The organism is Pseudomonas folii (assembly GCF_014357575.1).
Taxonomy (GTDB): domain Bacteria; phylum Pseudomonadota; class Gammaproteobacteria; order Pseudomonadales; family Pseudomonadaceae; genus Aquipseudomonas; species Aquipseudomonas folii.
The window spans coordinates 1-26,704 of sequence record NZ_JACONW010000077.1 but is presented as its reverse complement, the minus strand read 5'-3'; the positions used below and the strand labels follow the sequence as shown (position 1 = coordinate 26,704).

Annotated in this window: 26 protein-coding genes; 17 read left to right on the top strand and 9 right to left on the bottom strand. The window is 56.6% G+C overall.

Going from position 1 to position 26,704, the window contains the following annotated elements; translation table 11 throughout:
- Positions 1 to 126: 126 nt before the first annotated feature.
- The 8 genes from H8S59_RS16260 (at position 127) to trpE (ending at position 9,214) form a co-directional block, all read left to right on the top strand.
- Positions 127 to 1,251, top strand: a complete 1,125-nt coding sequence (locus H8S59_RS16260; protein WP_187522093.1) for an ABC transporter ATP-binding protein — start codon at positions 127 to 129, stop codon at positions 1,249 to 1,251.
- A 91-nt stretch (positions 1,252 to 1,342) separates the two neighbouring features.
- On the top strand, positions 1,343 to 2,374 hold the full coding sequence (locus H8S59_RS16255; RefSeq protein ID WP_095101140.1) for a polyamine ABC transporter substrate-binding protein: 1,032 nt from the start codon (positions 1,343 to 1,345) through the stop codon (positions 2,372 to 2,374).
- Between the two features lie 80 nt (positions 2,375 to 2,454).
- On the top strand, positions 2,455 to 3,702 hold the full coding sequence (locus tag H8S59_RS16250) for an ABC transporter permease (RefSeq protein ID WP_187522092.1): 1,248 nt from the start codon (positions 2,455 to 2,457) through the stop codon (positions 3,700 to 3,702).
- 11 nt (positions 3,703 to 3,713) lie between these two features.
- Positions 3,714 to 4,538 (top strand): ABC transporter permease, encoded by an 825-nt coding sequence (locus H8S59_RS16245; RefSeq protein WP_187522091.1) that lies wholly within the window; start codon positions 3,714 to 3,716, stop codon positions 4,536 to 4,538.
- A 228-nt stretch (positions 4,539 to 4,766) separates the two neighbouring features.
- Entirely contained in the window at positions 4,767 to 5,915 is a 1,149-nt protein-coding gene (locus tag H8S59_RS16240) for an iron-containing alcohol dehydrogenase (RefSeq protein WP_187522090.1), read from the top strand.
- Positions 5,916 to 6,174: 259 nt separating this feature from the next.
- The gene (gene rpe / locus H8S59_RS16235) at positions 6,175 to 6,849 is read left to right on the top strand and encodes a ribulose-phosphate 3-epimerase (RefSeq protein ID WP_187522089.1); all 675 of its coding nucleotides are present in this window, start codon (positions 6,175 to 6,177) and stop codon (positions 6,847 to 6,849) included.
- Positions 6,846 to 7,664, top strand: coding sequence for a phosphoglycolate phosphatase (locus H8S59_RS16230; protein WP_187522088.1), 819 nt, complete (start codon positions 6,846 to 6,848; stop codon positions 7,662 to 7,664). Before rpe ends, H8S59_RS16230 begins: the two co-directional genes overlap by 4 nt.
- 74 nt (positions 7,665 to 7,738) lie before the next feature.
- Complete coding sequence (gene trpE / locus H8S59_RS16225) at positions 7,739 to 9,214, top strand: anthranilate synthase component I (RefSeq protein ID WP_187522087.1); 1,476 nt, start codon at positions 7,739 to 7,741, stop codon at positions 9,212 to 9,214.
- A gap of 131 nt (positions 9,215 to 9,345) precedes the next feature.
- On the opposite strand, the gene estP is transcribed toward trpE, so the two are convergent.
- Positions 9,346 to 11,274 (bottom strand): esterase EstP, encoded by a 1,929-nt coding sequence (estP, locus tag H8S59_RS16220; RefSeq protein WP_187522086.1) that lies wholly within the window; start codon positions 11,272 to 11,274, stop codon positions 9,346 to 9,348.
- A gap of 476 nt (positions 11,275 to 11,750) precedes the next feature.
- On the opposite strand from estP, the gene H8S59_RS16215 reads away from it, so the two are divergent.
- From H8S59_RS16215 to H8S59_RS16200, 4 genes are read left to right on the top strand one after another with little or no spacing between them, the layout of a single operon-like run.
- Complete coding sequence (locus tag H8S59_RS16215) at positions 11,751 to 12,350, top strand: aminodeoxychorismate/anthranilate synthase component II (RefSeq protein ID WP_095101154.1); 600 nt, start codon at positions 11,751 to 11,753, stop codon at positions 12,348 to 12,350.
- A gap of 22 nt (positions 12,351 to 12,372) precedes the next feature.
- Positions 12,373 to 13,422, top strand: a complete 1,050-nt coding sequence (trpD, locus tag H8S59_RS16210) for an anthranilate phosphoribosyltransferase (protein WP_027900669.1) — start codon at positions 12,373 to 12,375, stop codon at positions 13,420 to 13,422.
- The gene (gene trpC, locus H8S59_RS16205) at positions 13,419 to 14,258 is read left to right on the top strand and encodes an indole-3-glycerol phosphate synthase TrpC (RefSeq protein WP_095101156.1); all 840 of its coding nucleotides are present in this window, start codon (positions 13,419 to 13,421) and stop codon (positions 14,256 to 14,258) included. The genes trpD and trpC overlap by 4 nt, the downstream gene beginning before the upstream one ends.
- 42 nt (positions 14,259 to 14,300) lie before the next feature.
- Entirely contained in the window at positions 14,301 to 15,008 is a 708-nt protein-coding gene (locus H8S59_RS16200; protein WP_187522085.1) for a lipoate--protein ligase family protein, read from the top strand.
- A gap of 160 nt (positions 15,009 to 15,168) precedes the next feature.
- Here H8S59_RS16200 and crp read toward each other — a convergent pair whose 3' ends face one another.
- Positions 15,169 to 15,813 (bottom strand): cAMP-activated global transcriptional regulator CRP, encoded by a 645-nt coding sequence (crp, locus tag H8S59_RS16195; RefSeq protein ID WP_187522084.1) that lies wholly within the window; start codon positions 15,811 to 15,813, stop codon positions 15,169 to 15,171.
- A 205-nt stretch (positions 15,814 to 16,018) separates the two neighbouring features.
- Here crp and H8S59_RS16190 point away from each other — a divergent pair, with 205 nt between their 5' ends.
- Together H8S59_RS16190 and speD are read left to right on the top strand one after the other, a co-directional pair.
- Positions 16,019 to 16,441: an OsmC family protein gene (locus tag H8S59_RS16190; RefSeq protein WP_027900665.1), complete on the top strand. Its 423-nt coding sequence runs from the start codon at positions 16,019 to 16,021 to the stop codon at positions 16,439 to 16,441.
- A 238-nt stretch (positions 16,442 to 16,679) separates the two neighbouring features.
- On the top strand, positions 16,680 to 17,480 hold the full coding sequence (gene speD / locus H8S59_RS16185) for an adenosylmethionine decarboxylase (protein ID WP_027900664.1): 801 nt from the start codon (positions 16,680 to 16,682) through the stop codon (positions 17,478 to 17,480).
- Positions 17,481 to 17,543: 63 nt separating this feature from the next.
- Here the strand turns inward: speD and coq7 are convergent, their stop codons facing one another.
- The 5 genes from coq7 to hemJ all read right to left on the bottom strand — a co-directional run bounded on the left by coq7 (position 17,544) and on the right by hemJ (position 20,999).
- Positions 17,544 to 18,191 carry a 2-polyprenyl-3-methyl-6-methoxy-1,4-benzoquinone monooxygenase gene (gene coq7, locus H8S59_RS16180; protein ID WP_187522083.1) on the bottom strand — a complete coding sequence of 216 codons (648 nt, stop codon included), beginning with the start codon at positions 18,189 to 18,191 and terminating at the stop codon, positions 17,544 to 17,546.
- Between the two features lie 123 nt (positions 18,192 to 18,314).
- Positions 18,315 to 18,653: a histidine triad nucleotide-binding protein gene (locus H8S59_RS16175; RefSeq protein WP_027900662.1), complete on the bottom strand. Its 339-nt coding sequence runs from the start codon at positions 18,651 to 18,653 to the stop codon at positions 18,315 to 18,317.
- 92 nt (positions 18,654 to 18,745) lie between these two features.
- Positions 18,746 to 19,534 carry an SDR family NAD(P)-dependent oxidoreductase gene (locus H8S59_RS16170; protein ID WP_095101162.1) on the bottom strand — a complete coding sequence of 263 codons (789 nt, stop codon included), beginning with the start codon at positions 19,532 to 19,534 and terminating at the stop codon, positions 18,746 to 18,748.
- A 60-nt stretch (positions 19,535 to 19,594) separates the two neighbouring features.
- Positions 19,595 to 20,506 carry a DUF805 domain-containing protein gene (locus H8S59_RS16165; RefSeq protein ID WP_187522082.1) on the bottom strand — a complete coding sequence of 304 codons (912 nt, stop codon included), beginning with the start codon at positions 20,504 to 20,506 and terminating at the stop codon, positions 19,595 to 19,597.
- A 70-nt stretch (positions 20,507 to 20,576) separates the two neighbouring features.
- Complete coding sequence (gene hemJ, locus H8S59_RS16160; RefSeq protein ID WP_027900660.1) at positions 20,577 to 20,999, bottom strand: protoporphyrinogen oxidase HemJ; 423 nt, start codon at positions 20,997 to 20,999, stop codon at positions 20,577 to 20,579.
- 133 nt (positions 21,000 to 21,132) lie between these two features.
- Between hemJ and argC the strand changes: the two genes are divergently transcribed.
- Together argC and erpA are read left to right on the top strand one after the other, a co-directional pair.
- Positions 21,133 to 22,167 carry an N-acetyl-gamma-glutamyl-phosphate reductase gene (gene argC, locus H8S59_RS16155; protein WP_187522081.1) on the top strand — a complete coding sequence of 345 codons (1,035 nt, stop codon included), beginning with the start codon at positions 21,133 to 21,135 and terminating at the stop codon, positions 22,165 to 22,167.
- Between the two features lie 168 nt (positions 22,168 to 22,335).
- The gene (gene erpA / locus H8S59_RS16150) at positions 22,336 to 22,686 is read left to right on the top strand and encodes an iron-sulfur cluster insertion protein ErpA (protein ID WP_027900658.1); all 351 of its coding nucleotides are present in this window, start codon (positions 22,336 to 22,338) and stop codon (positions 22,684 to 22,686) included.
- 57 nt (positions 22,687 to 22,743) lie between these two features.
- Here erpA and H8S59_RS16145 read toward each other — a convergent pair whose 3' ends face one another.
- Both H8S59_RS16145 and H8S59_RS16140 read right to left on the bottom strand, forming a co-directional pair.
- Positions 22,744 to 23,838 carry an anhydro-N-acetylmuramic acid kinase gene (locus tag H8S59_RS16145; protein WP_095101168.1) on the bottom strand — a complete coding sequence of 365 codons (1,095 nt, stop codon included), beginning with the start codon at positions 23,836 to 23,838 and terminating at the stop codon, positions 22,744 to 22,746.
- Positions 23,839 to 23,841: 3 nt separating this feature from the next.
- Positions 23,842 to 25,278: a peptidoglycan DD-metalloendopeptidase family protein gene (locus tag H8S59_RS16140; RefSeq protein WP_095101170.1), complete on the bottom strand. Its 1,437-nt coding sequence runs from the start codon at positions 25,276 to 25,278 to the stop codon at positions 23,842 to 23,844.
- 215 nt (positions 25,279 to 25,493) lie between these two features.
- Here H8S59_RS16140 and tyrS point away from each other — a divergent pair, with 215 nt between their 5' ends.
- Positions 25,494 to 26,693 (top strand): tyrosine--tRNA ligase, encoded by a 1,200-nt coding sequence (tyrS, locus tag H8S59_RS16135; protein ID WP_187522080.1) that lies wholly within the window; start codon positions 25,494 to 25,496, stop codon positions 26,691 to 26,693.
- The last annotated feature ends 11 nt before the right edge of the window (positions 26,694 to 26,704 follow it).

The window sequence follows — 26,704 nt, the reverse complement described above, 5'->3', positions numbered from 1 at the left end:
GAGCACATACCTATCCCCGCCATCCCTGTAGGGCAATCCCTACCCCAATCTCTCCTGCCCCCCGATTTGCGCGGTTCCCAGCCTAAACTAGGCTGATCCCACGCAGACAAAACAAAGGTGTGGGTAATGAGCAACGTCGATTCAAGCGCTGGGGCTAATGATGTTCTGGTCAGCTTCCGTGGTGTGCAGAAGAGCTACGACGGCGAAGCCCTTATCGTCAAAGACCTTAATCTGGACATTCGCAAAGGCGAATTTCTGACCTTGCTCGGCCCGTCCGGCTCGGGCAAGACCACCAGTCTGATGATGCTGGCCGGATTCGAAACGCCGACCGCAGGGGAAATCCTCCTGGCAGGGCGCGCCATCAATAACGTGCCGCCGCACAAGCGCGACATCGGCATGGTGTTTCAGAACTACGCACTGTTCCCACATATGACCGTCGCCGAAAACCTGGCGTTTCCGCTGACCGTGCGTGGCATGGGCAAGGCCGACGTCAGCGAGAAGGTCAAGCGTGCGCTGGACATGGTTCAGCTCGGCACGTTCGCTCATCGCTACCCGGCGCAACTGTCCGGCGGTCAGCAACAGCGTGTGGCCCTGGCCCGTGCGTTGGTCTTCGAGCCGCAGCTGGTTCTTATGGATGAGCCGCTCGGCGCACTGGACAAGCAACTGCGTGAACACATGCAGATGGAAATCAAACACCTGCACCAGCGCCTGGGCGTGACCGTTGTTTACGTGACTCACGATCAGGGCGAAGCGCTGACCATGTCCGACCGCGTGGCCGTGTTTCACCAGGGCGAAATCCAGCAGATCGCACCACCACGCAATCTGTATGAAGAGCCGAAGAACACCTTCGTTGCCAACTTCATCGGTGAAAACAACCGACTTAACGGCAAGCTTTTCAGCCATACCGGCGAGCGTTGTGTCGTTGAGTTGGAGCGCGGTGAGAAGGTTGAAGCGCTGGCTGTCAATGTCGGTCAGGTCGGCGACGCGGTGACCCTGTCGATCCGCCCTGAACGCATCAGTTTGAATGGCAACAGCGAGAGCTGCGTGAACCGTTTCTCCGGTCGCGTTGCAGAGTTTGTGTATTTGGGCGACCACGTTCGTGTGCGCCTGGAAGTGGCAGGCAAAACCGACTTCTTCGTCAAACAGCCCATCGCCGAGCTGGACCCGGCCCTGAGCGTTGGCGACGTTGTGCCAATTGGATGGCAAATCGAGCACGTTCGCGCGCTCGATCCCTTGCAGCACGTGCATTGATCTATCAATAACCAATAAAAAGGCATCAGCCAGAGGCGAGCACATCGCCCCCAACGCATATACCAACACTGCTCGTGGAGAAAACAATCAAATGCTCAAATCTTTGAAACTCACCGCAATTACGCTGGGCATGATGTGTGCCGCGCAAGCTATGGCCGCTGATCTGACCGTTGTGTCGTTTGGCGGTGCCAACAAGGCTGCTCAGGAAAAAGCTTTCTACGCACCTTGGGATAAAGCTGGCAATGGCAAAATCATCGCAGGCGAATACAACGGCGAAATGGCCAAGGTCAAAGCCATGGTCGACACCAAAAGCGTGTCCTGGGACCTGGTAGAAGTTGAATCGCCGGAACTGGCTCGCGGCTGCGACGAAGACATGTTCGAGGAGCTGGATCCAGCTCTGTTCGGCGACACTGCAAAATATGTCAAAGGCGCTATCACCCACTGTGGCGCAGGCTTCTTCGTGTGGTCCACCGTGTTGGCGTACAACGCCGACAAACTGGCTACAGCTCCGACCGGCTGGGCTGATTTCTGGAATACTGAAAAATTCCCGGGCAAGCGCGGTCTGCGTAAAGGCGCCAAGTACACCCTGGAATTCGCACTGATGGCTGATGGCGTTGCGCCAAAAGACGTCTACAAAGTGCTGGCCAGCAAAGACGGTCAGGATCGCGCGTTCAAGATGCTCGACAAGCTCAAACCAAGCATTCAATGGTGGGAAGCGGGCGCACAGCCGCCGCAGTTCCTGCAATCGGGTGATGTGGTCATGAGCTCGGCCTACAACGGCCGTATCGCGGCGGTCGCGAAAGAAAGCAAACTCAAAGTGGTCTGGACCGGTGGTGTTTACGACTTCGACGCATGGGCCATCCCGAAGGGCTCGAAAAACGCCGAAGCGGCGAAGAAATTCATCGCTTACACCCTGCAGCCTGAACAGCAGAAGACCTTCTCGGAAAACATCGCCTACGGCCCGGCCAATACCGATGCCGTCAAACTGTTGAGTGCCGAAACCCTGCAGAACATGCCGACTACCCCTGAGAACATCAAGGATCAGGTGCAGATCGACGTGGCGTTCTGGAACGACAACGGTGAGCAACTGGAACAGCGCTTCAACTCCTGGGCTGCCAAGTAAGCGCATCACGCTGAGTTTGATCCGGTCGCGCTCTCTTATGCAGGGAGCGCGACCTCCGTTTAAAGATTTCGGAGTTCGCTATGGCCATCGCCGTGCCCCTGACTGAAGGCGCCAGCCCTACCTTGAAGCAACGCCTGGCTCGTGCCGAGCGGGTCAACCGCTGGAAGGCCCAGGCCTTGATCGCGCCGTTAGTGATCTTTCTGCTGCTGGTGTTTCTGGTACCGATTGTGGCGCTGCTCTACAAGAGCGTCGGCAACCCGGAAGTGGTCAATGCTTTGCCGACTACCGTAATCGAAGTCGCCAAGTGGGACGGCAAGGGCTTGCCCCCGGAGCCGGTCTACAAAGCGCTGAGCATGGATCTGGCGCAAACCCGCAAGAATTCGACGTTGGGCGATCTGTCCAAGCGTCTGAACATGGAGCTTGCCGGATATCGCAGCCTCCTGACGAGCACCGCACGTGCGCTGCCGTTCAAAGAAGAGCCTGCCTCTTATAAAGATGCACTCGAAGCAATGGATGAGCGCTGGGGTGATCCGGCCTATTGGCAGGTGATCCGTCGCAATACCAGCAGCATCACCCCCTATTATCTGCTGGCCGCAGTGGACCACCGCATCGATGACCTCGGTGAAGTGGCACCTGCGACCCCTGATCAAGCGATCTATCTGGACATCTTCGCCCGCACCTTCTGGATGGGGTTTGTGATCACCCTGATCTGTCTGGTGCTGGCTTATCCGCTGGCTTATTTGCTGGCCAACCTGCCAGCACGGCAGAGCAACTTGCTGATGATTCTGGTCTTGCTGCCGTTCTGGACGTCGATTCTGGTTCGGGTTGCGGCATGGATCGTCTTGTTGCAATCCAGCGGCCTGATCAACGGCGCGCTAATGGCCATGGGCATCATCGATAAGCCGCTGGAGCTGGTGTTCAACCGGGTCGGGGTTTACGTCTCGATGGTGCACATCATGCTGCCGTTCATGATCCTGCCGATCTACAGCGTCATGAAAGGTATCTCGCCTACCTACATGCGTGCAGCCATCTCTCTGGGTTGCAACCCGTTTGCCAGTTTCTGGCGGGTGTACTTCCCGCAGACCTATGCCGGAATCGGCGCGGGTTGCCTGTTGGTGTTCATTCTGTCGATCGGTTACTACATCACCCCTGCATTGTTGGGCAGCCCGAACGACCAGATGGTCAGCTACTTCGTCGCCTTCTATACCAATACCAGCATCAACTGGGGCATGGCCACGGCACTGGGCGGCCTGCTGCTGTTGGCGACCATCGTGCTTTATCTGATCTATAGCTGGTTGGTCGGCGCAAGCCGCCTGCGTTTGAGCTGAGGAGAATTACCATGTTGAGTTCATACTCTTCGCCGCTGGAACGTGTCTGGTATTACGCCTTGCGAATCCTGTGCGGGCTGATTCTGTTATTCCTGGTGTTGCCGGTGCTGGTGATCATTCCGCTGTCGTTCAACTCCGGCAGTTTTCTGGTCTACCCACTGCAAGGCTTCTCGCTGCATTGGTATCAGGACTTTTTCAATTCCAACGAGTGGATGCGTGCGCTGAAGAACAGCCTGCTCATCGCTCCCGCTGCGACCGTGCTGGCCATGGTCTTCGGCACACTGGCGGCGATTGGCCTGACCCGCGGCAACTTCCCCGGCAAAGCGTTGGTCATGGCCTTGGTGATTTCGCCAATGGTGGTGCCGGTCGTGATCATTGGTGTGGCGAGCTACCTGTTCTTCGCACCGCTGGGCATGGGTAACAGCTTTCTGTCGCTGATTCTGGTCCACGCGGTGCTGGGCGTGCCGTTCGTGATCATTACCGTGTCGGCGACGTTGCAGGGCTTCAACCATAACCTGGTCAGGGCGGCTGCCAGCCTGGGGGCCTCGCCGCTGACAGCGTTTCGTCGGGTGACCTTGCCGTTGATTGCGCCGGGTGTGATTTCCGGTGCGCTGTTTGCCTTTGCGACATCCTTTGATGAAGTGGTCGTAACGCTGTTCCTCGCCGGTCCCGAGCAAGCGACCCTGCCAAGGCAAATGTTCAGCGGCATCCGTGAAAACCTCAGCCCGACCATCGCTGCTGCTGCGACGCTGCTGATCGGATTCTCGGTGGTATTGCTGTTGGTGCTGGAGTGGTTGCGCGGGCGTAGCGAGAAGTTGCGTACGGCGGTGGAATAACAGCGCCCCCTGTAGGAGTAAGCTTGCTTGCGATTGCGTTAGTTCAGGCGATAAATCTGTCGACCAAGAGCCCGAATCGCGAGCAAGCTCACTCCTACAGTGCCCGTGTTTTCTGCGCGACAGCGCGGTGCCATGGACACCGGATGCCCTCCTGCGGGTCTTCATCTCTATTTGATCTATCCTTCTGCTCGTCCTCCCTCGCCAAAACAATTCCAAAGGGCCGAGCTGATGAGTATCGCTGCATTCAAAATCGCCAATAAGCTGATTACCGGCGCCGCTGCCATCGAGCAACTGGCTGCCGAGCTGACCCGCCTGAACATCAGTAATCCACTGATCGTCACCGATGCGATTCTGGTCAAAAGCGGCACAGTCGACCTTGCGCTGGCGCAGTTGGGTGGGCGTGCCTACGGGATTTTCGATCAGGTCAAACCCGAGCCGGAAATCTCCATCGTTGAAGACTGCACGGTTGCTTATCGCCAGGGAGGCCATGACGGTTTGATAGGTCTGGGCGGGGGTAGTGCAATTGATATTGCCAAGGGCGTTGCGGCGTTCGTCGGTCACGACGGCCCGCTCGCCGAGCTGTTCGGTGTGGATCAGGTCAGACGCAAAGGACCACCGCTGATTGCTATCCCGACCACGGCGGGCACCGGTTCGGAAGTCACCAATGTGGCGATTTTTTCCGATAAACAAGCACAACTGAAAAAGGGCATCGTCAGCGATTATTTACTGCCGGACGTCGCACTGGTCAGCCCGGTCATGACCCTGACCTGCCCGCGCACTGTCACGGCTGCCAGCGGTGTGGATGCGTTGGTGCATGCCATCGAGTCGTATCTGTCAGTCAACCGCTCGTTAATTACGGATTCGCTGGCGTTGGGTGCGATCAAGCTCATCGCCAAGGCGCTGCCCAAGGCTTACGCCAACCCTGCTGATCTTGTCGCTCGTGAGCATATGGCTACCGCCAGCCTGATGGCGGGTATGGCATTTGGTAATGCCGGAGTGGGCGCAGTGCATGCCTTGGCCTATCCGCTGGGCGGACGCTTCAATATTGCCCATGGCGTCAGTAATGCGTTGTTGCTGCCGTATGTAATGGCCTGGAACAAGATGGCGTGTGTGGAGCGTTTTCGCGACATTGCCGAAGCCATGGGGTTGCGGGTTGAGCATCTGAGCGATGAAGATGCGGCCAATCAGGCAGTGCAGGCCATGGCTGATTTGTGCCAAGCAGTGGACATCCCCAAAGGCATGCGCAGCTTCAATGTGCCGGAAGATGCCATCCCGGCGATGGCTGAGGAGGCCAGCAAGATCGACCGACTGATGCGCAACAACCCGCGCAAGCTGACGGCGGCGGATATCGAAAAGATCTATCGCGCTGCGTATTGAGTGGGCCTCAGTGGGATTGCCACGTGGGACCGGCTTCAGCCGGGAAGAGGCCCGCACAGTCGGTACATTTTCATCGCCAGAAATGCCGCCTTCCCGGCTGAAGCCGGTCCCACGACGGCTCGGCGCGGCAGCAGTAAAGTTGCAGGCAAATAGCGTCTCCTACATAAGCATCTATCGGTCATCATCCGGCAGACTCGCTCCAACAAGCTGTCAGCGCGTACAATGCGCGCCACCGTGATTCTGCTCAAAAAGGTGCGTCATGCAGCCCTTCCTCATTGCTCCATCGATTCTCTCCGCCGACTTCGCCCGTCTGGGCCAGGAAGTTGACTCTGTGCTGGCCGCGGGTGCCGACATTGTTCACTTCGATGTGATGGACAACCACTACGTGCCGAACCTGACCATCGGTCCGATGGTGTGCTCGGCGTTGCGTAAATATGGCGTGACAGCACCCATCGATGTGCACCTGATGGTCAGCCCGGTGGATCGCATCATCGGCGACTTCATCGAGTCGGGTGCCAGCTACATCACTTTCCACCCGGAAGCGACGCAGCATATTGACCGCTCGTTGCAGTTGATCAAAGAGGGCGGCTGCAAGGCGGGCCTGGTGTTCAACCCGGCGACTCCCCTGAACCTGCTGGAGTACGTCATGGACAAGGTCGACATGATCCTGCTCATGAGCGTCAACCCTGGTTTTGGCGGTCAGAAATTCATTCCGGGCACGCTGAACAAGCTGCGTGAAGCACGTGCTTTGATCGATGCATCGGGCCTGGATATCCGCCTGGAAATCGACGGCGGCGTGAACGTGAATAACATCCGTGAGATCGCGGCCGCCGGAGCTGACACTTTTGTCGCCGGTTCCGCCATCTTCAATACGCCGGACTACAAGCAAGTCATCGACAAGATGCGTGCAGAACTGGCGCTGTCCCGCGCATGAGCGGCTTCGAGCAACTGTTTCCGGGGCGCCTGCCAAAGCTGATCATGTTTGATCTGGACGGCACCCTGGTGGATTCGGTACCCGATCTGGCCGTTGCAGTCGACAAAATGCTGCTTGAACTGGGTCGTCCTGCGGCCGGTCTGGCGCAGGTCAGAAACTGGATCGGCAACGGCGCGCCGGTTCTGGTACGCCGCGCACTGGCCAATGATCTGGACCACAGCGGCGTCGATGATGCCCAGGCCGAGCAGGCGCTGGAGATCTTCATGAAGTTCTATGCCGAAAAGCATGAGTTCACGGCGGTTTATCCTGGTGTTCGCGAAACCCTGAAGTGGCTGCAGAAGATGGGCGTGGAAATGGCGCTGATCACCAACAAGCCGGAGCGCTTTGTCGCGCCGTTGCTGGATGAGATGAAACTGGGCCGCTTCTTCCGTCTGATCATCGGTGGCGACACCATGCCAACCAAAAAGCCTGACCCGGCGGCGCTATTTTTTGTCATGAAGATGACCAATATCCCAGCCTCGCAGTCGCTGTTCGTCGGTGATTCACGCAGTGACGTACAGGCTGCCAAAGCCGCTGGCGTGCCCTGTGTTGCCATGAGCTACGGCTATAACCATGGGCGGCCAATTGAAGAAGAGTCGCCGGCTCTGGTCATTGATGACCTGCGGCGTCTGATTCCCGGTTGCCTGGATCTGGACGCTGGGATACTGTTGCCGGAAATCAAAGATCCCTCCTTTAGAGATTCCATCGTGGTGGTCACTCGCAAACTCTGGATGAAAGTCATCAAGGCCTTGGCCCGCTGGCGTTGGCGCGCCTGACTTTAATCCGGCCGGAGATTGAATCCGGCACCGTTTGCTTACCTGACTGCTAACCCTCACCAATGAGGCTGATGATGAATCGCGAAGAATTCCTGCGTTTGGCTGCTGCTGGCTATAACCGTATCCCGTTGGCCTACGAAACCCTGGCCGACTTCGACACGCCGCTGTCGATCTACCTCAAGCTTGCCGACCAACCGAACTCCTATCTGCTGGAGTCGGTGCAGGGCGGCGAGAAATGGGGTCGTTATTCGATCATTGGTTTGCCGTGCCGCACGGTCTTGCGCGTTCACGATCACGATGTTCGGGTCACTCACGACGGCGTCGAGATCGAGCAGCTTGAGACCGAAGACCCGCTGGCGTTCGTCGAAACCTTCAAGGCTCGCTACAACGTGCCAACCATTCCTGGCCTGCCACGTTTCAACGGCGGGCTGGTGGGTTACTTCGGTTATGACTGTGTTCGCTATGTCGAGCAACGTCTCGGCAAATGCCCGAACCCTGATCCGCTGGGCGTGCCGGATATCCTGCTGATGGTGTCTGATGCCGTCGTCGTGTTCGATAATCTGGCGGGCAAGATGCACGCCATCGTTCTGGTTGACCCGGCGCAGCAGGACGCTTACGAAAACGGCCTGGCCCGTCTCGACGAACTGATGGAACAACTGCGTCAGCCCATCACCCCGCGTCGTGGCCTGGACCTGACCCGGCCGCAAGCGGCTGATCCGGTATTTCGTTCGAGTTTCACCCAGGACGATTATGAGCGGGCAGTCGATACCATCAAGGAATACATCCTGGCGGGCGATGTCATGCAGGTGGTTCCGTCGCAGCGTATGTCCATCGACTTCAAGGCTGCACCGATCGATCTGTATCGGGCACTGCGCTGCTTCAACCCGACGCCCTATATGTACTTCTTCAACTTTGGCGACTTCCATGTGGTCGGCAGCTCTCCGGAAGTATTGGTGCGGGTTGAAGACAATCTGATCACCGTTCGCCCGATTGCTGGCACCCGCCCACGCGGTGCCAACGAAGAGGCGGATGTCGCTCTGGAAAAGGATTTGCTGTCCGATGACAAGGAAATCGCCGAGCACTTGATGCTGATCGACCTGGGGCGCAACGATACCGGTCGTGTTTCGGAAATCGGTTCGGTGCGGTTGACGGAAAAAATGGTCATCGAGCGTTACTCGAACGTGATGCACATCGTTTCCAACGTTACTGGCCAGTTGAAAAGTGGTCTGACGGCGATGGATGCACTGCGGGCGATCCTGCCAGCAGGCACTTTGTCCGGTGCGCCTAAAATCCGCGCCATGGAAATCATCGACGAGCTGGAACCGGTGAAGCGTGGCGTCTACGGCGGCGCGGTGGGTTATCTGGCCTGGAACGGCAACATGGACACTGCGATTGCGATTCGAACCGCTGTGATCAAAAACGGCGAGCTGCATGTGCAAGCCGGTGGCGGCATCGTGGCTGACTCGGTGCCAGCGCTGGAATGGGAAGAAACCCTGAACAAACGCCGTGCGATGTTCCGCGCCGTGGCACTGGCTGAGCAGGAGCAGTGAGCGCAGATCCTGCAGGTCACGAATAAACGTAGGACCGGCTTTAGCCGGGAGGACTTTGGTTCAGTCGCCACATCTGCTTTGTCAGAGCGGGCGCTCTCCCGGCTGAAGCCGGTCCTACGACTGCAACGCGCTTAAAAGTCCAGACTTACCCCGATGCTCATCCCTTGCTGGGTGACATCATCATTCTTGCGCCAGTTGTACCCGCCGCGCAGCGTCAGGTCGCGGGTCAGTTTCTGGCTGACGCCAAGTGTGGCGCGGTTCAGATCTCGTTGCGGCGTATAACCTTGCACGGTGAAGTCGTTGAGCGGCAGGCTGTTCAAGGCGATGGTCACTTCCTGTTGATCCGTTTCAAACTCCCTTTCATGCGCGACTTCCGCGAACAGCTGCGTCGTATCCGTAACCTGAAACTTGCCCTGCAAACCCGCACCCAGGCGTCGTGACTTGCGAGTCTGGTTATCAAAGGTCAGTGCCGTTGAGCGGTTGCCCTTTTCTGAATAACCATTCACGTTCACATGTGCGTAGTCCGCACTGATGAAGGGCGATAAATGCCAACGGCTGCTGACGCCCGCGATATCAAACCCTAACCTCGCGCTGGCGCCCCAGATTTCGCCATTGGTATCCCCTTTTTCATTACCCTCGCTGACGCCAAGCGCGAACTTGCGCTCAGCATTCTCGTAGTCGAGATGCCCACCTGACGCAGCAAGATCACCCCACCAATGGTTCGCCTGATACTGGACAAAGGCCGTCGCCAGATAGCTATTGAGTTTGTAGTCCGAATCCCGATCCCCGGCGTCCAGTTGTTGCCGATAAGCTCCTCCCACCACGCCGACTCGCCAGTGATCAGCGAGGCGATAACTGCCGCCGAGGGTCATGTTGTAGCCTTTGCCGTCTGCTTCTGCTGAGTTGTCCTGCGCATCAAAGTCCATTTTCTGACCACCTGCGGCGACAATTGCACGCCACTGCCCGACGCCTTGCCAATTGCCCCAGTCCGCCAGCCATTGGCTGCGCAATTCATCCTGCTGCGCACGTAATGTGCCGTTGGCCATTTCCGGCAAAAGGGAAATCTCCCACGGCGCCGCTAACAGTGAATAGGCATAGTCGGCAATCAGCCGCTGGCCGGCTTCGGTGGGATGGACGCCGTCGTTGAACAACAACTTGCTGGGATCTGGCGTGCCGCTGTTCAGGCCATAAGCGCTGTTTTCTCTGCAGTTGTTACCGTTAAAACAGGTCCCTACCAGATCCTGATCGGCTGCCAGGCCAAAGCGCGCCGGGTTATCCAAGGTTTCAGACAAGAAGCGTGGGATGTTCAGCGGGATAATCTCGGCGTCGATTTGCGCCAGTCGGCTTACCAGCTGTGCGTTAAATGCCCCACTGAGGATTGAGGTGATGGGTTCGAGGATCGTCCCCGACACTGCTGGAGTCTGACCAATATCCGGTAGCAGCCAGACCATGATGTATTTCGCGCCCGCCTGTTGCAGCACCTGCGCGCTGTCCGCCAGACGGTCAGCCGCGTCGCGAGATTGCGACAGACTCAGTACCCGGCCTTGTAGGAAGTCATTGCCCCCGCCTGTCAGGTAGTACAAGGCGTTGGGGTCTGCCCGGAAGTTGTTGGCCACCAGATAGCCCGGGCGAGTGCGAAACACCGTACCGTTGTCCGGGTCAATCACGTTGGACTCGGAGGTGATCGCCTCATACACCTGATCGGTGCGATCGCCCCCGACCGCCCAGTTGTTGCCATCTGCCACTCCGAGCGCCGCATTGACCGGTGAGGTAGAGGCCGCCAGGTCGCCAGGCGCGACATTGAGTTTCAAGCCGAGCAAGGTTGAAGAGTTCAGGCTGAAGAATTCGCCGCTGCCATTCTGATACGTCGGACCGGTGCGGTTGGTGAAACGCAGCGTGGAACCGGCTGGACCACCTGCATCGGGGAACTGCCCGGCATCGGCCAGGCTATCGCCAAAGACCACCATGGTTGAGTAGGGGGAGGGGGCGGCGAATGTGATCGGGCAGGAAGACACAAGCAAGCAGGCGGCGATCGCTGCAAACGGTTTGTTTTGACGCATGGTCAAGATCCCTCTTGTTGTTTTATAGGGTGTACGAAAAGTAGCCAGCTCAACCGTCAGCGCCAAGCAAGTTGGTCATAAACCGCCGGACGGTGGTGTTTCGGGTTCCGGCGTATCTTTTACGTTACAAAAGCGTAGCTGACTCATTGAGCAAATCCATGAGATGAGCCCTGTGCCAGAGCGTCCTCATATTGCACGCCACTCATTGGTACGCTAATGTGCCCAAACGAAGAAACGAGACCTCCCCTGTGTTGATCGTCAGCAAACTCTTGATGCGTGTTATCAAGGCTCACGCCCGTTGGCGTTGGCGCGCCTGACTTATTCTCTTCCGGCCTGTCCGGACCTCCTGATACGCCTTTATAAATCCGCCCTGCCGCTTTTTCGGGCCAAACCCCGGTCGTTACACTAGCGGGCACTCAATCGGCAGTGATTTGAAGGTTGAAAAAATAGTCAGTAATTCAATGGGTTTAAGCCAAATGCTGCTGATGATCGATAACTATGATTCCTTTACCTACAACGTCGTGCAGTACTTCGGTGAGCTGGGTGCCGACGTCAAGGTGATACGCAATGACGAATTGACCGTCGCCGAGATCGAAGCCCTCAACCCTGAGCGCATTGTCGTATCGCCCGGCCCTTGTACGCCGAATGAAGCGGGCGTCTCGCTGGAAGTGATCAAACATTTCGCGGGCAAACTGCCGATTCTGGGTGTATGCCTGGGCCATCAGTCGATCGGCCAGGCGTTCGGCGGTGATGTGGTGCGCGCCCGTCAGGTCATGCACGGCAAGACCAGCCCGGTCGTTCATGAAGACGACGGCGTGTTTGAAGGCCTCAACCATCCGTTGACCGTCACTCGCTACCATTCGCTGGTGGTCAAGCTGGACACCTTGCCTGATTGCCTGGAAGTGACGGCCTGGACTGCGCTTGAAGACGGCTCGATGGACGAAATCATGGGCCTGCGTCACAAGACACTGAACGTCGAGGGGATCCAGTTCCACCCTGAGTCGATTCTGACCGAGCAGGGCCACGAGCTGTTCGCCAACTTCCTCAAGCAAACCGGCGGCACTCGTCAGGGTTAAGGATTCATTTATGACTAAGCCAATGGACATCAAGACCGCTCTGGGGCGTGTTGTCGATAACCTGGATTTGAGCACCGCCGAGATGAGCGATGTCATGCGCGCCATCATGACCGGGCAGTGCACGGAAGCGCAGATTGGCGCGTTCATGATGGGCATGCGCATGAAGAGCGAAAGCATCGATGAAATCGTCGGTGCGGTGTCCGTCATGCGCGAGCTGGCAGACAAGGTCGAGCTGAAAACCCTCGATGGCGTAGTGGACGTGGTGGGAACCGGCGGTGACGGTGCCAACATTTTTAACGTGTCGACAGCCTCTTCTTTCGTGGTTGCTGCAGCGGGTTGTACCGTCGCCAAGCACGGCAACCGCGCAGTCTCGGGCAAGAGCGGCAGTGCTGATTTACTGGAAGCGGCTGGCGTATATCTCAACCTCACGCCGGTACAAGTGGCGCGCTGCATTGACAGCGTGGGCATCGGTTTCATGTTCGCCCAGGCGCATCATGGCGCAATGAAACACGCCGCCGGCCCGCGTCGCGATTTGGGCCTGCGTACCCTGTTCAATATGCTCGGCCCGCTTACGAATCCGGCCGGTGTGCGCCATCAGGTGGTCGGCGTATTCAGTCAGGCCTTGTGCCGCCCTTTGGCTGAAGTGTTGCTTCGTCTGGGCAGCAAGCATGTGTTGGTGGTCCATTCTCAGGATGGGCTGGACGAATTCAGTCTGGCGGCGCCAACGTTTGTGGCTGAACTTAAAAATGGTGAAGTGACCGAATATTGGGTGCAGCCTGAAGACTTGGGCATGAAAAGCCAGAGCCTGTTTGGCCTGAGCGTTGATGGCCCTGAAGCTTCACTGGTCCTGATCCGCGATGCGCTGGGTCGTCGCAAAACCGAACATGGCCAGAAAGCGGCTGAAATGATTGTGCTCAATGCGGGCGCAGCGCTTTATGCTGCTGACCATGCCTACACGCTCAAAGAAGGTGTCGAGTTGGCTCACGATGCGCTTCATACCGGCCTGGCCCGGGAGAAGCTTGAAGAATTGGGTGCCTTTACCGCGGTATTCAAGCAGGAGAACGAAGAATGAGCGTGCCAACAGTTCTGGAAAAGATTCTTGCCCGCAAGGCTGAGGAAGTGGCAGCTCGCAGTGCACTCGTCAGTCTGGCTGAAATCGAGAAGCTGGCTGCAGCTGCCGACCCGGTTCGTGGCTTCGCTGATGCACTGATCAAGCAGGCCAAGGGCAAGCAGCCGGCGGTCATTGCCGAGATCAAGAAGGCTTCACCGAGCAAGGGCGTAATTCGCGAGAACTTCGTACCTGCCGACATCGCCAGGAGCTACGAGAAGGGTGGCGCGACCTGCCTTTCGGTACTGACCGATATCGATTATTTCCAGGGTTCCGACGCCTACCTGCAGCAGGCGCGCGCAGCGTGCAAGTTGCCGGTGATTCGCAAGGACTTCATGATTGATCCCTATCAGATCATTGAAGCCCGTGCCCTCGGCGCTGATTGTGTGTTGCTGATCGTCTCCGCACTGGATGACGTGAAGATGGCTGAGCTGGCCTCGGTCGCGAAAAGCGTCGGGCTGGATGTGCTGGTTGAGGTACACGACGGTGACGAGCTCGACCGGGCATTGAAAACCCTCGACACCCCACTGGTTGGCGTTAACAACCGCAACCTGCACACCTTCGAAGTGAGCCTCGAAACCACGCTTGATTTGCTCCCGCGTATTCCGCGTGATCGTCTGGTGATTACTGAAAGCGGCATTCTCAACCGTGCCGATGTCGAGTTGATGGAAATCAGCGATGTGTATTCCTTCCTGGTGGGCGAGGCATTCATGCGCGCCGAGCATCCGGGTGATGAATTGCAGCGCCTGTTCTTCCCTGAGCGCGGTACGCCGCCGGTGCGCAGCTCTACGCTCGACTGATCATTTCGGGCGTTGCTTCGACAGGTTTTACAGAGGATCAACATGTCTGATTCAGTCATTGATATCTGCGTCGAAGCTGGCCTGAAAGCCGAGCAGGACCTGCTTGCCTCGGTCTGCGACGGGGTTACTGATTTCGCTTTGTTGCTCTGGCGCCCGAGTGATCGGGCGCTGGTGATGCCTCGCCGCATGAGCCGCTTGCCCGGATTTGTAGAGGCCAGCGAAACACTCGCCGACAGCGGCTGGCCAATTCTGTTGCGGGAAACCGGTGGTGAGCCCGTACCGCAATCGTCGGCCACTGTGAATATCGCACTGGTTTACGCCCAGCCCAAAATCGACCCTGATCGCGACCGTATCGAAATCGCCTATCGCCGTCTGTGTCAGCCGATTCTGGATGTCCTGAACGAATTGGGTGGCGCTGCTTCGTTAGGCGAGGTGGAAGGTGCGTTCTGTGACGGCCGCTTCAATGTCAACCTTGATGGCCGCAAGATGGTCGGCACCGCCCAGCGCTGGCGCCAGAGTCAGGGCGGACTGAGACCGGTGGTATTGGCCCACGGTGCATTGTTGGTCGATAACGAACGGCATGAAATGGTCGCCGCCGTTAATCGCTTCAACGAAATCTGCGAGCTTGATCAGCGTGTCCGAGCAGACAGCCATATCGCATTGCGCGAGGCGTTTGCGGTTGAAGGTGTGCTGGAGAGGTTGGCGAGTGTTTATCAGACAGACTTGTCCAGTTTGGGGCGTGGCTTCTAGCAAAATATACAAATAATTGAGTTGAAACGCGTTCCTGTGGGAGCGGTGCTTGCCCGCGATAAGGTCAACCAACGTGATCTAAGGCGAATAGTGTCCAGCCATATCGCGGGCAAGCACCGCTCCCACATGTGTCCGGCGCATAACTGCTGCGCTAGGCGCCTCAACGCGTCCCGAACACCACCATCGTCTTGCCTTTGACGTGGACCAGTTTCTGTTCTTCAAGGGCTTTAAGCACCCGGCCAACCATTTCCCTTGAGCAGCCGACGATACGTCCGATTTCCTGACGCGTTATCTTGATCTGCATGCCGTCAGGGTGAGTCATTGCATCCGGCTGTTTGCACAGATCCAGCAGCGTACCCGCGACACGGCCAGTCACATCGAGAAAGGCCAGGTCGCCAACCTTGCGCGTGGTATTGCGCAAACGTTCGGCCATCTGAGCGCCAAGGGCATAAAGGATTTCCGGTTCCAGCAGCGATATCTCGCGGAATTTTCCGTAGCTGATTTCAGCAATTTCGCACTCGGTCTTGGCGCGCACCCAAGCGCTACGCTCTTTTTCATGACCGGCGGGTTCGAACAGCCCCAACTCGCCGCAGAAATCTCCCGAGTTCAAATAAGCAACGATCATCTCGCGGCCTTCATCATCTTCGATCAGCACAGTGACCGAACCTTTGATGATGAAGAACAAGGACTCGGAGCGATCACCCGCACAGATAATATTGGATTTTGCTGAATAACGGCGACGCTGGGCGTGAGCCAGAAACTTTTCCAGGTGCTTGGTCTTTGATGACAGGGGAATAGCTAGCATTCTTTTGTCCTGAAAAAGTACATCGCCGGAGGCATTGTTAGCGTTATCGGCAGCAGATTGCATTTAGCCAGCTTTTTGGATCTCATTTGAGTCCATTTCCGAAAATTCCTACAGGCTAGTGGCGAAATGGAATTTATCGGCGCGGTCAGGGCGTGGCGAGCGCTGTGCTAAGCTGGCGGCCTTTTCAGCATTGGAGCCCCTGGCGATGAAAGCACGCATTCAATGGGCTGGTGAAGCCATGTTCCTCGGCGAATCCGGCAGTGGTCACGTAGTGGTGATGGACGGTCCGCCCGAGAGTGGTGGTCGCAATCTGGGCGTGCGCCCTATGGAGATGGTGCTGATCGGCCTTGGCGGTTGCAGCAACTTCGATGTGGTCAGTATCTTGAAGAAGTCACGCCAGCCGGTAGAGAGCTGCGAGGCCTTCCTGGAAGCTGAACGCGCCACCGAAGATCCGAAGGTGTTCACCAAAATCCACCTGCATTTCGTGGTGAAGGGCCGCGGCTTGAAAGAAGCTCAGGTCAAACGCGCCATCGAGCTGTCCGCCGAGAAATACTGCTCGGCCTCGATCATGCTCGGCAATGCCGGGGTCGAGATTACTCACGACTACGAAATCATCGAATTGGGCTAACGACACCCAATTATCATAAAAGCGGCGCACACTCTGGCAGACAGCTCCTGACGTCTGCATAATGCGCCCCTTTTTCAGGGAGCAGGATGCGCAGGTTGTTTGCGGCCGCTCCCGACCAGACAACCAAAATCGCCACCGCGAAGAGGTGTTAACCGTCCTACGCAGCTGAGCTTTGCTCAACTGACGGGCATGCTTGATCACGTGGCTTGGGCCGCACATATATAGAGAGTTTTTAACGGTGAAAAGCAAACTCAAGCTCCACGGGTTCAATAACCTGACAAAGACCTTGAGCTTCAACATCTATGACATCTGCTATGCGGAAACCCCGCAGGACCAGCAGGCCTATGTCGAGTACATCAACAGTGTGTACGACGCAGAACGCCTGACGCGGATTCTGACCGATGTCGTCGATATCATTGGCGCCAACATCCTCAACATCGCCCGCCAGGATTACGATCCTCAAGGCGCCAGCGTGACTATTCTGATTTCCGAGCAGCCGGTAACGCCTACCGAAAGCCAGATCGAAGAGTCGCCGGGCCCGCTGCCGGAAACCATTCTGGCGCACCTCGACAAGAGCCACATCACCGTCCATACCTATCCGGAAATTCACCCGGTTGATGGTATCGCGACCTTCCGTGTGGACATCGACGTGTCAACCTGTGGGGTGATTTCACCGCTTAAAGCGCTGAACTATCTGATTCACAAGTTCGAATCGGACATCGTGACGGTCGACTACCGTGTGCGCGGCTTTACCCGTGATGTCGAAGGCAAGAAGCACTTCATCGATCACGAGATCAACTCGATTCAGAATTACCTCTCTGAAGACACGCGCAACAGTTACCAGATGACTGACGTGAACGTGTATCAGGAGAACCTGTTCCACACCAAGATGCTGCTCAAGAACTTCGAACTGGATAACTACCTGTTCGGCGACGCGACCAGCAACCTGTCCCCGGTGCAACGCGATCAGGTGACCGCCAAGGTCAAACACGAAATGCTGGAAATCTTCTACGGCCGCAACGTTAACGTCGCCGTCTAGGTTTCAGGCAAAAAGAAAGGCGCCCTACATGGGCGCCTTTTTTTGTGCTCGCAACTTGTCAGCTTAAATTCGATAAGTGCTTTTGGTCATGAGTTTGGCCAGCACGCTCATGCCGAACTTGACCGGCGCCGGGAAGCGGAAACCACCTGCATCCAGGGCGCTTTGCGCATGGTGTTCTTCGTCTGCACGCATCTGCTCAAGAATCGCACGAGACTTTTCGTCTTCGGCGGGGAGCTGCTCAAGGTGCTCATTCAAATGTTTGCAGACCTGATCTTCAGTCGCTGCGACGAAGCCCAGGCTGACCTTGTCGCTGATCAATCCCGCTGCTGCGCCGATGCCGAAGGACAGTCCGTAAAACAGTGGGTTGAGCACGCTGGTATGGCTGCCCAACTGGTGAATGCGCTGTTCGCACCAGACCAAGTGGTCAATCTCTTCATCTGCTGCATGCTCCATCGCTTTGCGTATATCGGGCAATTTGGCGGTGAGTGCCTGCCCTTGATACAGCGCCTGGGCGCACACTTCGCCTGTGTGGTTGATACGCATCAGGCCCGCAACGTGCCGGGTATCAACGTCGCTCATCACGACTTCGGGCTGGACGAGGGCAGGCGAGGGGCGAGAGGAGTATCCCTTGGACGGCAACAGCGTGCGCATCGCGGCGTCGGCCTGCAAGAGAATACGGTCGATAGGTGAGTAGTGACGTTCGGTAGCCATGGGCACCTCCGGAAAAACCATAAGGGCCAGTTTACCCCAATCAGCCAGACGAGGCTTGGGCTGGATCAGATAGCCAGAGCCCCGGCGGGCTCCAGCCGTAACGCAAGTGTTTGAAAGTCGGGATTAACCCGGCGGCCAGTTCATCTGGCGCTGACCCAGCACATGCATGTGAATGTGATAGACGGTCTGCCCGCCCAGCTCATTGCAGTTCATGACGACGCGGAATCCATCCTCACAGCCCAGCTCTTTCGCCAGACGTTGTGCGGTGAACAGGATATGACCGGCCAGACCTTTATCTTCTTCGGTCAGGTCATTAAGCGTGCGGATCGGTTTTTTCGGGATAACCAGAAAATGGACCGGTGCCTGGGGGGCAATGTCGTGAAAGGCTAGCACTTGATCGTCTTCGTAGATGATCTTTGCGGGTATCTCGCGGTTAATGATCTTGGTGAACAAAGTATCCACAGCCATTTGCTCCTTGTGGTGGATGGAACGTGCAGATGAATGGACCGCACCGAGTGTACTGACGGGATCGGCCCGCGCCCAATATTTGTCGGTCAGCGCGAGCACACGGATTTGTTGATCAGCCCGGCAATATTGCGACTTACCCAGCGTGAGACCAGTCTGGGGCTGAAAGTGATCAATCGATTACGCCAGCCGGGAATGATCACCGCCCGGTTCTTCGCCAGCGCACGAACGGTGTACAGCGCCACTTCTTCGGGGCTCATCATTTTCTGATTGCCGCTCTTGCCCACTTGCAGCTGGGCTGTACGGAAAAAACCGGTGCGCGTAGGGCCCGGGCACAGGACCGATACTTTGATCCCGTTCTTCTTGACCTCTTCGCGCAGCCCTTCCGAAAAATGCAGCACGTAAGCTTTGCTTGCGTAATAGGCGCTCATCCAGGGGCCTGGGCTGAACGCAGCCACAGATGCAACGTTGAGGATTTGCCCGCCGCCCTGCAGTGCCATCAGGTTTCCGACCGTGTGGCACAGGCGCGTGAGGGCCAGAATGTTCAAGTCAATCAGGTCCTGCTCCAATCCCCAGTCCTGAGCCAGGAATGGGCCGGATGTTCCGATACCGGCGCAATTGACCAGCAGGTCGATCTGGTGCGCACCTTCTTCTTCCAGTTCCAGCAGAAAACCTGACAGGCGCAAGGGTTCGCCCAGATCGCAGGCGCGAATCAATACCTCTACGCCGAAGCGCTGAGTCAGCTCAATGGCGATCGTTTCCAGCAGATCACGCTGACGGGCGACCAGTAACAGGCTCCGTCCTCTGCGTGCCAAGGCCTCGGCCATGGCCAGGCCAATTCCGCTGGTTGCCCCGGTGATCAAGGCGTAACGGGTCATGCAGTTCTCCATTGAACGTAGTGCGGGCTGCGGAGTTTAGTCCGGACACTTGGATACAGGTTATTGATCGTTTTCATTCTCAAGCCGCGAGTCGACGTTTGAATCGTCGAGCTGCTCGTCCAAAGCGTTATCATCGGGCAGCGATTGCTCATATTGCGCAGTACTGGCATCGATTTGTGCGTCCAGTTTCTTTAGGACGCCAGTCATACCACCGGCGATGAACAAGCCAAAAAACAGTATCCACAACCAGGCGATTATTTTGACACTCAGGCTGTTGGGCGGCGCTGGCGGGCCGTAGCGGTTAACATTTTTGTTGCCGGGTACGAGAACCATCAGGAGCGGGAATAACGCGCCAATGTACGGCACGAAAGTCAACAGCAACAGCCATCCCGACCATCCAGCATCATGCAGACGTTGTGCGCCTATCTGGAAGCTGACGAAAGTAAATGCAGCTATAACCACTGCAATCAGCAACCCTCCAGCGACCAGCGACGAGGGAAACACAAGGACGCACAAGCCGAGCGCCATGAACAACGAAGCCATCCAGACCAATGTCCATGCCAGATAGCGAATGCGGCCGATCCTGCCCTGGAAACTGAAAACCTTGAGGGTTGAATATTCAGGCAGTGTATCGATGACACTTGCCCGGGGTGGCGCGTAAGGGGATGTCGGCGGCGGTTGAGACGCGTAGAGCGGCTCTGATTTCTCTTCAAGTTCTTTCAGGTTCAGGCTAATCGCCGGGTCGGCTTCTATACGAGCTTCCACGCCTGCATCGTTCAGAGCCTTGAGATAAATCTGAGCGTCGGCCTGAGTCAGCCCACGCTTGAGGGCGACGGGCTTGCCGCTGAACAGATTGTCTACAGCGGTCACTTCACTCTTGAAAAGGCTAGCAAGATTGAGCTTGGCAGTTTGCAACTCAACACCGTTACGCAACTGCCCTTCGAACACAATCTTGAACAGCGGGGTGGTCATGCTTGGCTTCCTTGTCGTGAGAAGGGCAACGCGGACCGGCTACGGAAGAGCAGACGGTCCCGTCAGGAGATTAGAAAGGTTTAACCACCACCAGAATGACGACTGCCAGCAGGATCAATACAGGGATTTCGTTGAACCAGCGATAAAACACATGGCTACGGCCATTTTCGCCACGAGCGAAGCGTTTGACCTGTGCGCCACACACATGGTGATAGCCGATCAGCAGAACGACCAGTGTGAGCTTGGCATGCATCCAGGCCTGGCTCATGTACCCCGGCACCAGGGCGATAAGCCAGATGCCAAAAATCAGTGTCGCAATCATCGCCGGGCCCATGATGCCCCGGTACAGCTTACGCTCCATGGTGCAGAAGCGTTCGCGGCTGACCGCGTCCTCGCTCATGGAGTGGTACACGAAAAGTCTTGGCAGGTAGAACAGCCCTGCGAACCAACAGACCACTGAAACGATATGAAAAGCCTTGATCCATAAAAGCATTTTTAGTTATTCCCAGGTTCACGGTATGCAAATAGTAGTGGCTTGAGCGCCCATACGTCACGTTGTCGGTTGTCGCAGACGCGCCAGGCCCATATTATCGACGGCTTTCCAGTTGGTACGTTGAGGGCAGGTTATGGTCAAGGTCGGTATCGTCGGCGGCACGGGTTACACCGGTGTCGAGTTGCTGCGTCTGTTGGCACAGCATCCGCAAGCTGAAGTGGTCGTTATTACTTCTCGATCCGAGGCAGGTCTGCCTGTTGCTGATATGTACCCTAATCTGCGCGGGCATTACGATGGCCTGGCATTTAGCGTGCCTGACATTGCAACCCTCGGCGCCTGTGACGTCGTGTTCTTCGCCACGCCTCACGGTGTCGCGCATTCCCTTGCGGGTGAATTGTTGAATGCCGGCACTCGGGTCATCGACCTGTCTGCTGACTTCCGTCTGCAGGACTCGGTTGAATGGGCAAAGTGGTACGGTCAGCCCCACGGTGCGCCCGAGCTGCTCAAGGATGCAGTGTATGGTTTGCCTGAGGTTAACCGTGAGCAAATCAAGCAGGCTCGCCTTATTGCTGTGCCAGGCTGCTATCCAACCGCTACGCAGCTTGGTTTCCTGCCGTTGCTGGAAGCCGGTCTTGCCGACAACACGCGCTTGATTGCTGACTGCAAGTCCGGTGTCAGTGGTGCAGGCCGTGGCTTGAGCATTGGTTCGCAGTACTCCGAGGCCAACGAAAGCTTCAAGGCTTACGCCGTCAAAGGTCATCGTCACTTGCCTGAAATCACCCAAGGGCTGCGTCGCGCGGCTGGCGGGGATGTTGGTCTGACCTTCGTCCCGCACCTGACGCCAATGATCCGCGGTATACACTCCACGCTGTACGCCACAGTCGTCGATAAGTCGGTTGATCTGCAGGCGCTGTTCGAGAAGCGTTATGCCAACGAGCCTTTCGTAGACGTAATGCCTGCTGGCAGCCATCCGGAAACCCGTAGCGTGCGTGGCGCCAACGTTTGCCGTATTGCGGTCCACCGTCCGCAGGGTGGGGATCTGGTGGTCGTGCTTTCGGTTATCGACAACTTGGTCAAGGGTGCGTCGGGCCAAGCCGTTCAGAACATGAACATCATGTTCGGGCTGGACGAGAAGCTGGGTCTGTCCCATGCCGGTATGATGCCTTAGGAGCAGTTTTTAGCTTCAAGCTTCAAGCTTCAAGAGGTTGGTGCGACCACTTGCAGCTTGAGGCTTGAAACTTGCCGCTGCTCTGGAATAGTTGACCAATTTTCTAGGAGAAGCGGATAATGCGCGTCATTACGCATTATGACGGCTTAGCGCCGGGAGATATTTAACATGAGCGTCGAATCCTTCACTCCAACGGCTTTGCAGTTCACCCATGGTGCTGCGCACAAAGTGAAGACCCTGGTCGATGAAGAGGGTAACGATCGCCTGAAGCTACGTGTGTTTGTGACGGGCGGCGGTTGTTCAGGTTTTCAGTATGGTTTTACTTTCGATGAAGACGTCGCCGACGATGACACCATCGTTGAGCGCGAAGGCGTAAGCCTGGTGGTCGATCCAATGAGCTTCCAGTACCTGGCGGGTGCTGAAGTGGATTATCAGGAAGGCCTGGAGGGTTCGCGTTTCGTTATCAAGAACCCGAATGCTTCCACCACGTGCGGTTGCGGGTCTTCATTCTCGATCTGATCTTTGTGCACACATAAAAACGCCGCGCTAATGCGCGGCGTTTTTGTTCGTCTGGAGTCAGGCCGGGTAGATAGCGCCCAATACTCGCAGACCCTGAGCGCCCGTCACGGTTGGGCGGTTAGCAGGCACGCCTTCGAGGCAGCAATGCGCCAGCCATGCAAATGCCATGGCTTCAACCCAGTCAGGATCAACGCCAAAAGCAGCCGTGCTGCTGACTTTGGTGTCGGGAAGCAATTCAGCCAGACGATTGGTCAACGCCACGTTGTGCGCACCACCGCCACAGATCAGCAGTTCCTTGGTTTCAGACTGAGCTGATTGCAAGGACTCGGTAATCGCCAGCGCGGTCAGCTCCATCAACGTTGCCTGTACGTTTTCAGCAGAAAGCGTCGGCAGTTGGAAGAGATGGTGGTGCAGCCAGCCGAGGTTGAACACCTCTCGGCCTGTGCTCTTCGGACCCTTGGTCAGGAAGAACGGGTCGCTGAGCAGCGCTTTCAGCAGTGCAGGATCAACCGTACCACTTGCGCCCCATGCGCCGTCACGGTCGAAACCTTCACCGCGCTGCGACTGAATCCACGCATCAAGCAATACGTTGCCTGGACCGCAGTCGAAGCCGGTTACCGGCCTGTCCAGCTCGATCAGGCTCAGGTTGCTGAAACCGCCAATATTGAGGACGGCGCGACGATCTTTATTGTCGTCGAACAGCGCCTCATGGAACGCGGGAACCAGAGGTGCGCCCTGACCGCCAGCAGCGATGTCGCGACGACGGAAATCGCTGACCACGGTGATCTCTGTCAGCTCTGCTAACAGGGCCGGATTGCCGATCTGAATGCTGAAACCGCGGGCGGGTTCGTGGCGAATGGTCTGGCCGTGGCTACCAATGGCGCGAATCTGCCCGGCAACCATGCCTTGTTGACTCAAGAGTGTAAGCACGCCTTCGGCTGCCAGGCGAACCCACTTCTGCTCGGCAATCGCCGCGCGAGCCAACTCGTCCGGCCCACTGGAGCAAAGCCCCAGCAGCTCGGCGCGCAAGTCTTCCGGCATCGGGATGTAGTGAGTTGCCAGCAGTCTTGGCCGGTCATCCTGCTCAACAAGGGCGATATCGATCCCATCGAGACTGCTGCCGGACATCACACCTATATAAAAGAAGGCCATGGCTTATCGTTTGCTCGAGGCCAGCATGGTGGCCTTTTCCTGATCCATACGAGCCATCAATGGCTGGCTCTGTTGCATGAACCGCTGTTTTTCGGATTTGGCGATCGGATCCGCCATCGGCAATTTGCGACCCAGAGGGTCGACGTGCACGCCATTTACCTGGAACTCATAGTGCAAATGCGGGCCTGTCGACAGACCGGTAGTACCAATATAGCCGATCACCTGGCCTTGCTTGACGGTGCCGCCAGTCTGAATGCCTTTGGCAAAGCCCTGCATGTGACCGTACAGCGTGCGGTATGTATCGCCGTGCTGAATGATCACAGTATTGCCGTATCCGCCGCGACGGCCGGCCAGCAATACCTTGCCATCACCGGTGGCCTTGATTGGCGTACCGCGTGGGGCTGCGTAATCGACGCCTTTGTGCGCGCGGATCTTGTTCAGGATGGGGTGCTTGCGACCCATGGAGAACATTGAGCTGATACGCGCGAAGTCAACGGGCGTGCGGATGAAGGCCTTGCGCATGCTGTTGCCGTCAGCGGTGTAGTAGTTGGTGTTGCCCTGTTTGTTGGTGTAACGAACTGCGGAGTAGGACTTGCCCTGATTGGTAAAGCGTGCAGAAAGAATATTGCCGGTGCCTACCGTTTTACCGTTGATGACCTTCTGCTCGTAGATGACGTCGAATTCGTCACCCTTACGGATGTCCTGAGCGAAGTCGATGTCGTAGCCAAAGATGTTGGCCATGTCCATGGTCATGGTGTGGGACAAGCCAGCGCGCTGGGCGGACTGAGACAAAGAATTAGTGATCACGCCGTGTATATAGGCGGTACGTACATCGGGTTTGCTGATCTCACGATTGAACGTGAAGCCGCTGCCCGTCTTGGACAGGCTGATGCTTTCCAGCTGGCTGAGCTTGGTATGCAGTTGCTTCAACTGACCTTCTGGTGTCAGTTCGAACTGCAGGACCTGGCCATCCTGCAGGCGGCTGAATTGTTTGGCTTCCTTGTTGCTGGCCATGACTTCATGCACGGTTGCAGCTGGAAGACCCACCTTTTCAAACAGGGTGGACAGAGTGTCGCCTCTGGTTACGGTGACTTCCCGATGATTAGGGTCTTTGGCTGCAACGACTGGAGCAGCAGCTTTTTCAATGCTCTGCGGCTCATTGGTCGCGTTGCTCTCGGCTTGCTCATCGCCATTGTCAATCTGGGCGAATGGAGAATCTGTTGCCGATTGTGTGGCTTCCGTCGTTTCCAGAGCGTCTTGGTTAGGTGCGCTTTGATCAGCAGGCGCTTCCATATCCAGATTCAAAACGGTTTTTTTAGCTTCGACTTCGCTTGAAGGAAAGACCAAGAGCGCCAGGCTTAACAGGGCTGCGATACCGCTGGCTGCGAGCAGGTGGGTCTTGGGATAAAGCGGTGGCGCTTTAGGCGGCGTGTCTATCATAGGTAATTTGACTTTGAAAAAAGATGAATTGGAAAAGATGAATGACATGATGAAGATGAAATAACTGTATAAAATATAACCAAAACCTGTGCGAAGCAACCCTGCGGATGAATCGGCTTTCGATTCGTCCCGCAATGCTGGGCAAAACTTGTAATTGGGCGCTGATCTTGTATGGTTGGTCCCCTTTCGAAAACGGCTATTAGTAGGGGATGGATATGGGGTCGGTTGAAGAGCAGCTAGCGCTGATCAAGCGTGGGGTAGATGAGCTTTTGGTTGAGGCCGAGCTTGTCGCGAAGCTCAAGCGTGGTCAACCACTGCGTATTAAAGCCGGGTTCGATCCTACGGCACCTGACCTGCACCTGGGTCATACCGTGCTTATTAACAAGCTGCGTCAATTTCAGGAGCTGGGGCATCACGTCATCTTCCTGATTGGCGACTTCACCGGCATGATCGGTGATCCGAGTGGTAAAAGTGCCACGCGTCCTCCGCTGACCCGTGAGCAGGTTCTCGATTACGCCGAGACCTACAAATCCCAGGTATTCAAGATTCTTGATCCAGCCAAAACCGAGGTGGCGTTTAATTCCACCTGGATGGACAAGCTGAGCCCGGCTGATTTCATTCGTCTCTCCTCGCAGTACACCGTGGCGCGAATGCTTGAGCGTGATGATTTCGACAAGCGCTATAAGAGCAGCCAGCCAATCGCTATCCATGAATTCCTTTACCCGCTGGTGCAGGGGTATGACTCTGTTGCCCTGCGTTCAGATGTCGAGCTGGGTGGTACCGATCAGAAATTCAACTTGCTGATGGGGCGCGAGCTTCAGCGCGCCTATGGGCAAGAAGCGCAATGCATTCTCACCATGCCTTTGTTGGAAGGTCTGGATGGTGTGAAGAAGATGTCCAAGTCGCTGGGTAACTATGTAGGTATCCAGGAAGCGCCGGGCGTTATGTATAGCAAGCTGGTTTCGATTCCGGATGCGTTGATGTGGCGTTACTTCGAGCTGCTGAGCTTCCGCTCCATGGAAGAGATCAATGGCTTCAAGGCGGATTGTGAGAAAGGGGCTAACCCGCGCGACATCAAGATCAAGCTGGCTGAAGAAATCGTTGCTCGTTTCCATGGTGAAGAAGCTGCTGCCAATGCGCACCGCTCTGCGGGTAATCGTATGAAGGAAGGCGAGCTGCCGGACGATCTGCCGGAAATCTCGGTAAGTGCCTCTGAAGATATGCCGATCTCGGCCGTCCTTAATAAGGCAGGCCTTGTTAAGAACTCTGCAGTGGCGCGTGACCTGCTGGCTTCGGGTGGTGTGCGCATAGATGGTGAAGTTGTTGATCGCTCGTTCGTCTTTAAAGTGGGCGCGACTCATGTTTGCCAGGCTGGGAAGAAGGCTTTTGGGCGTATTACGCTGGTTTTGGAATAAAGCTCAAAATT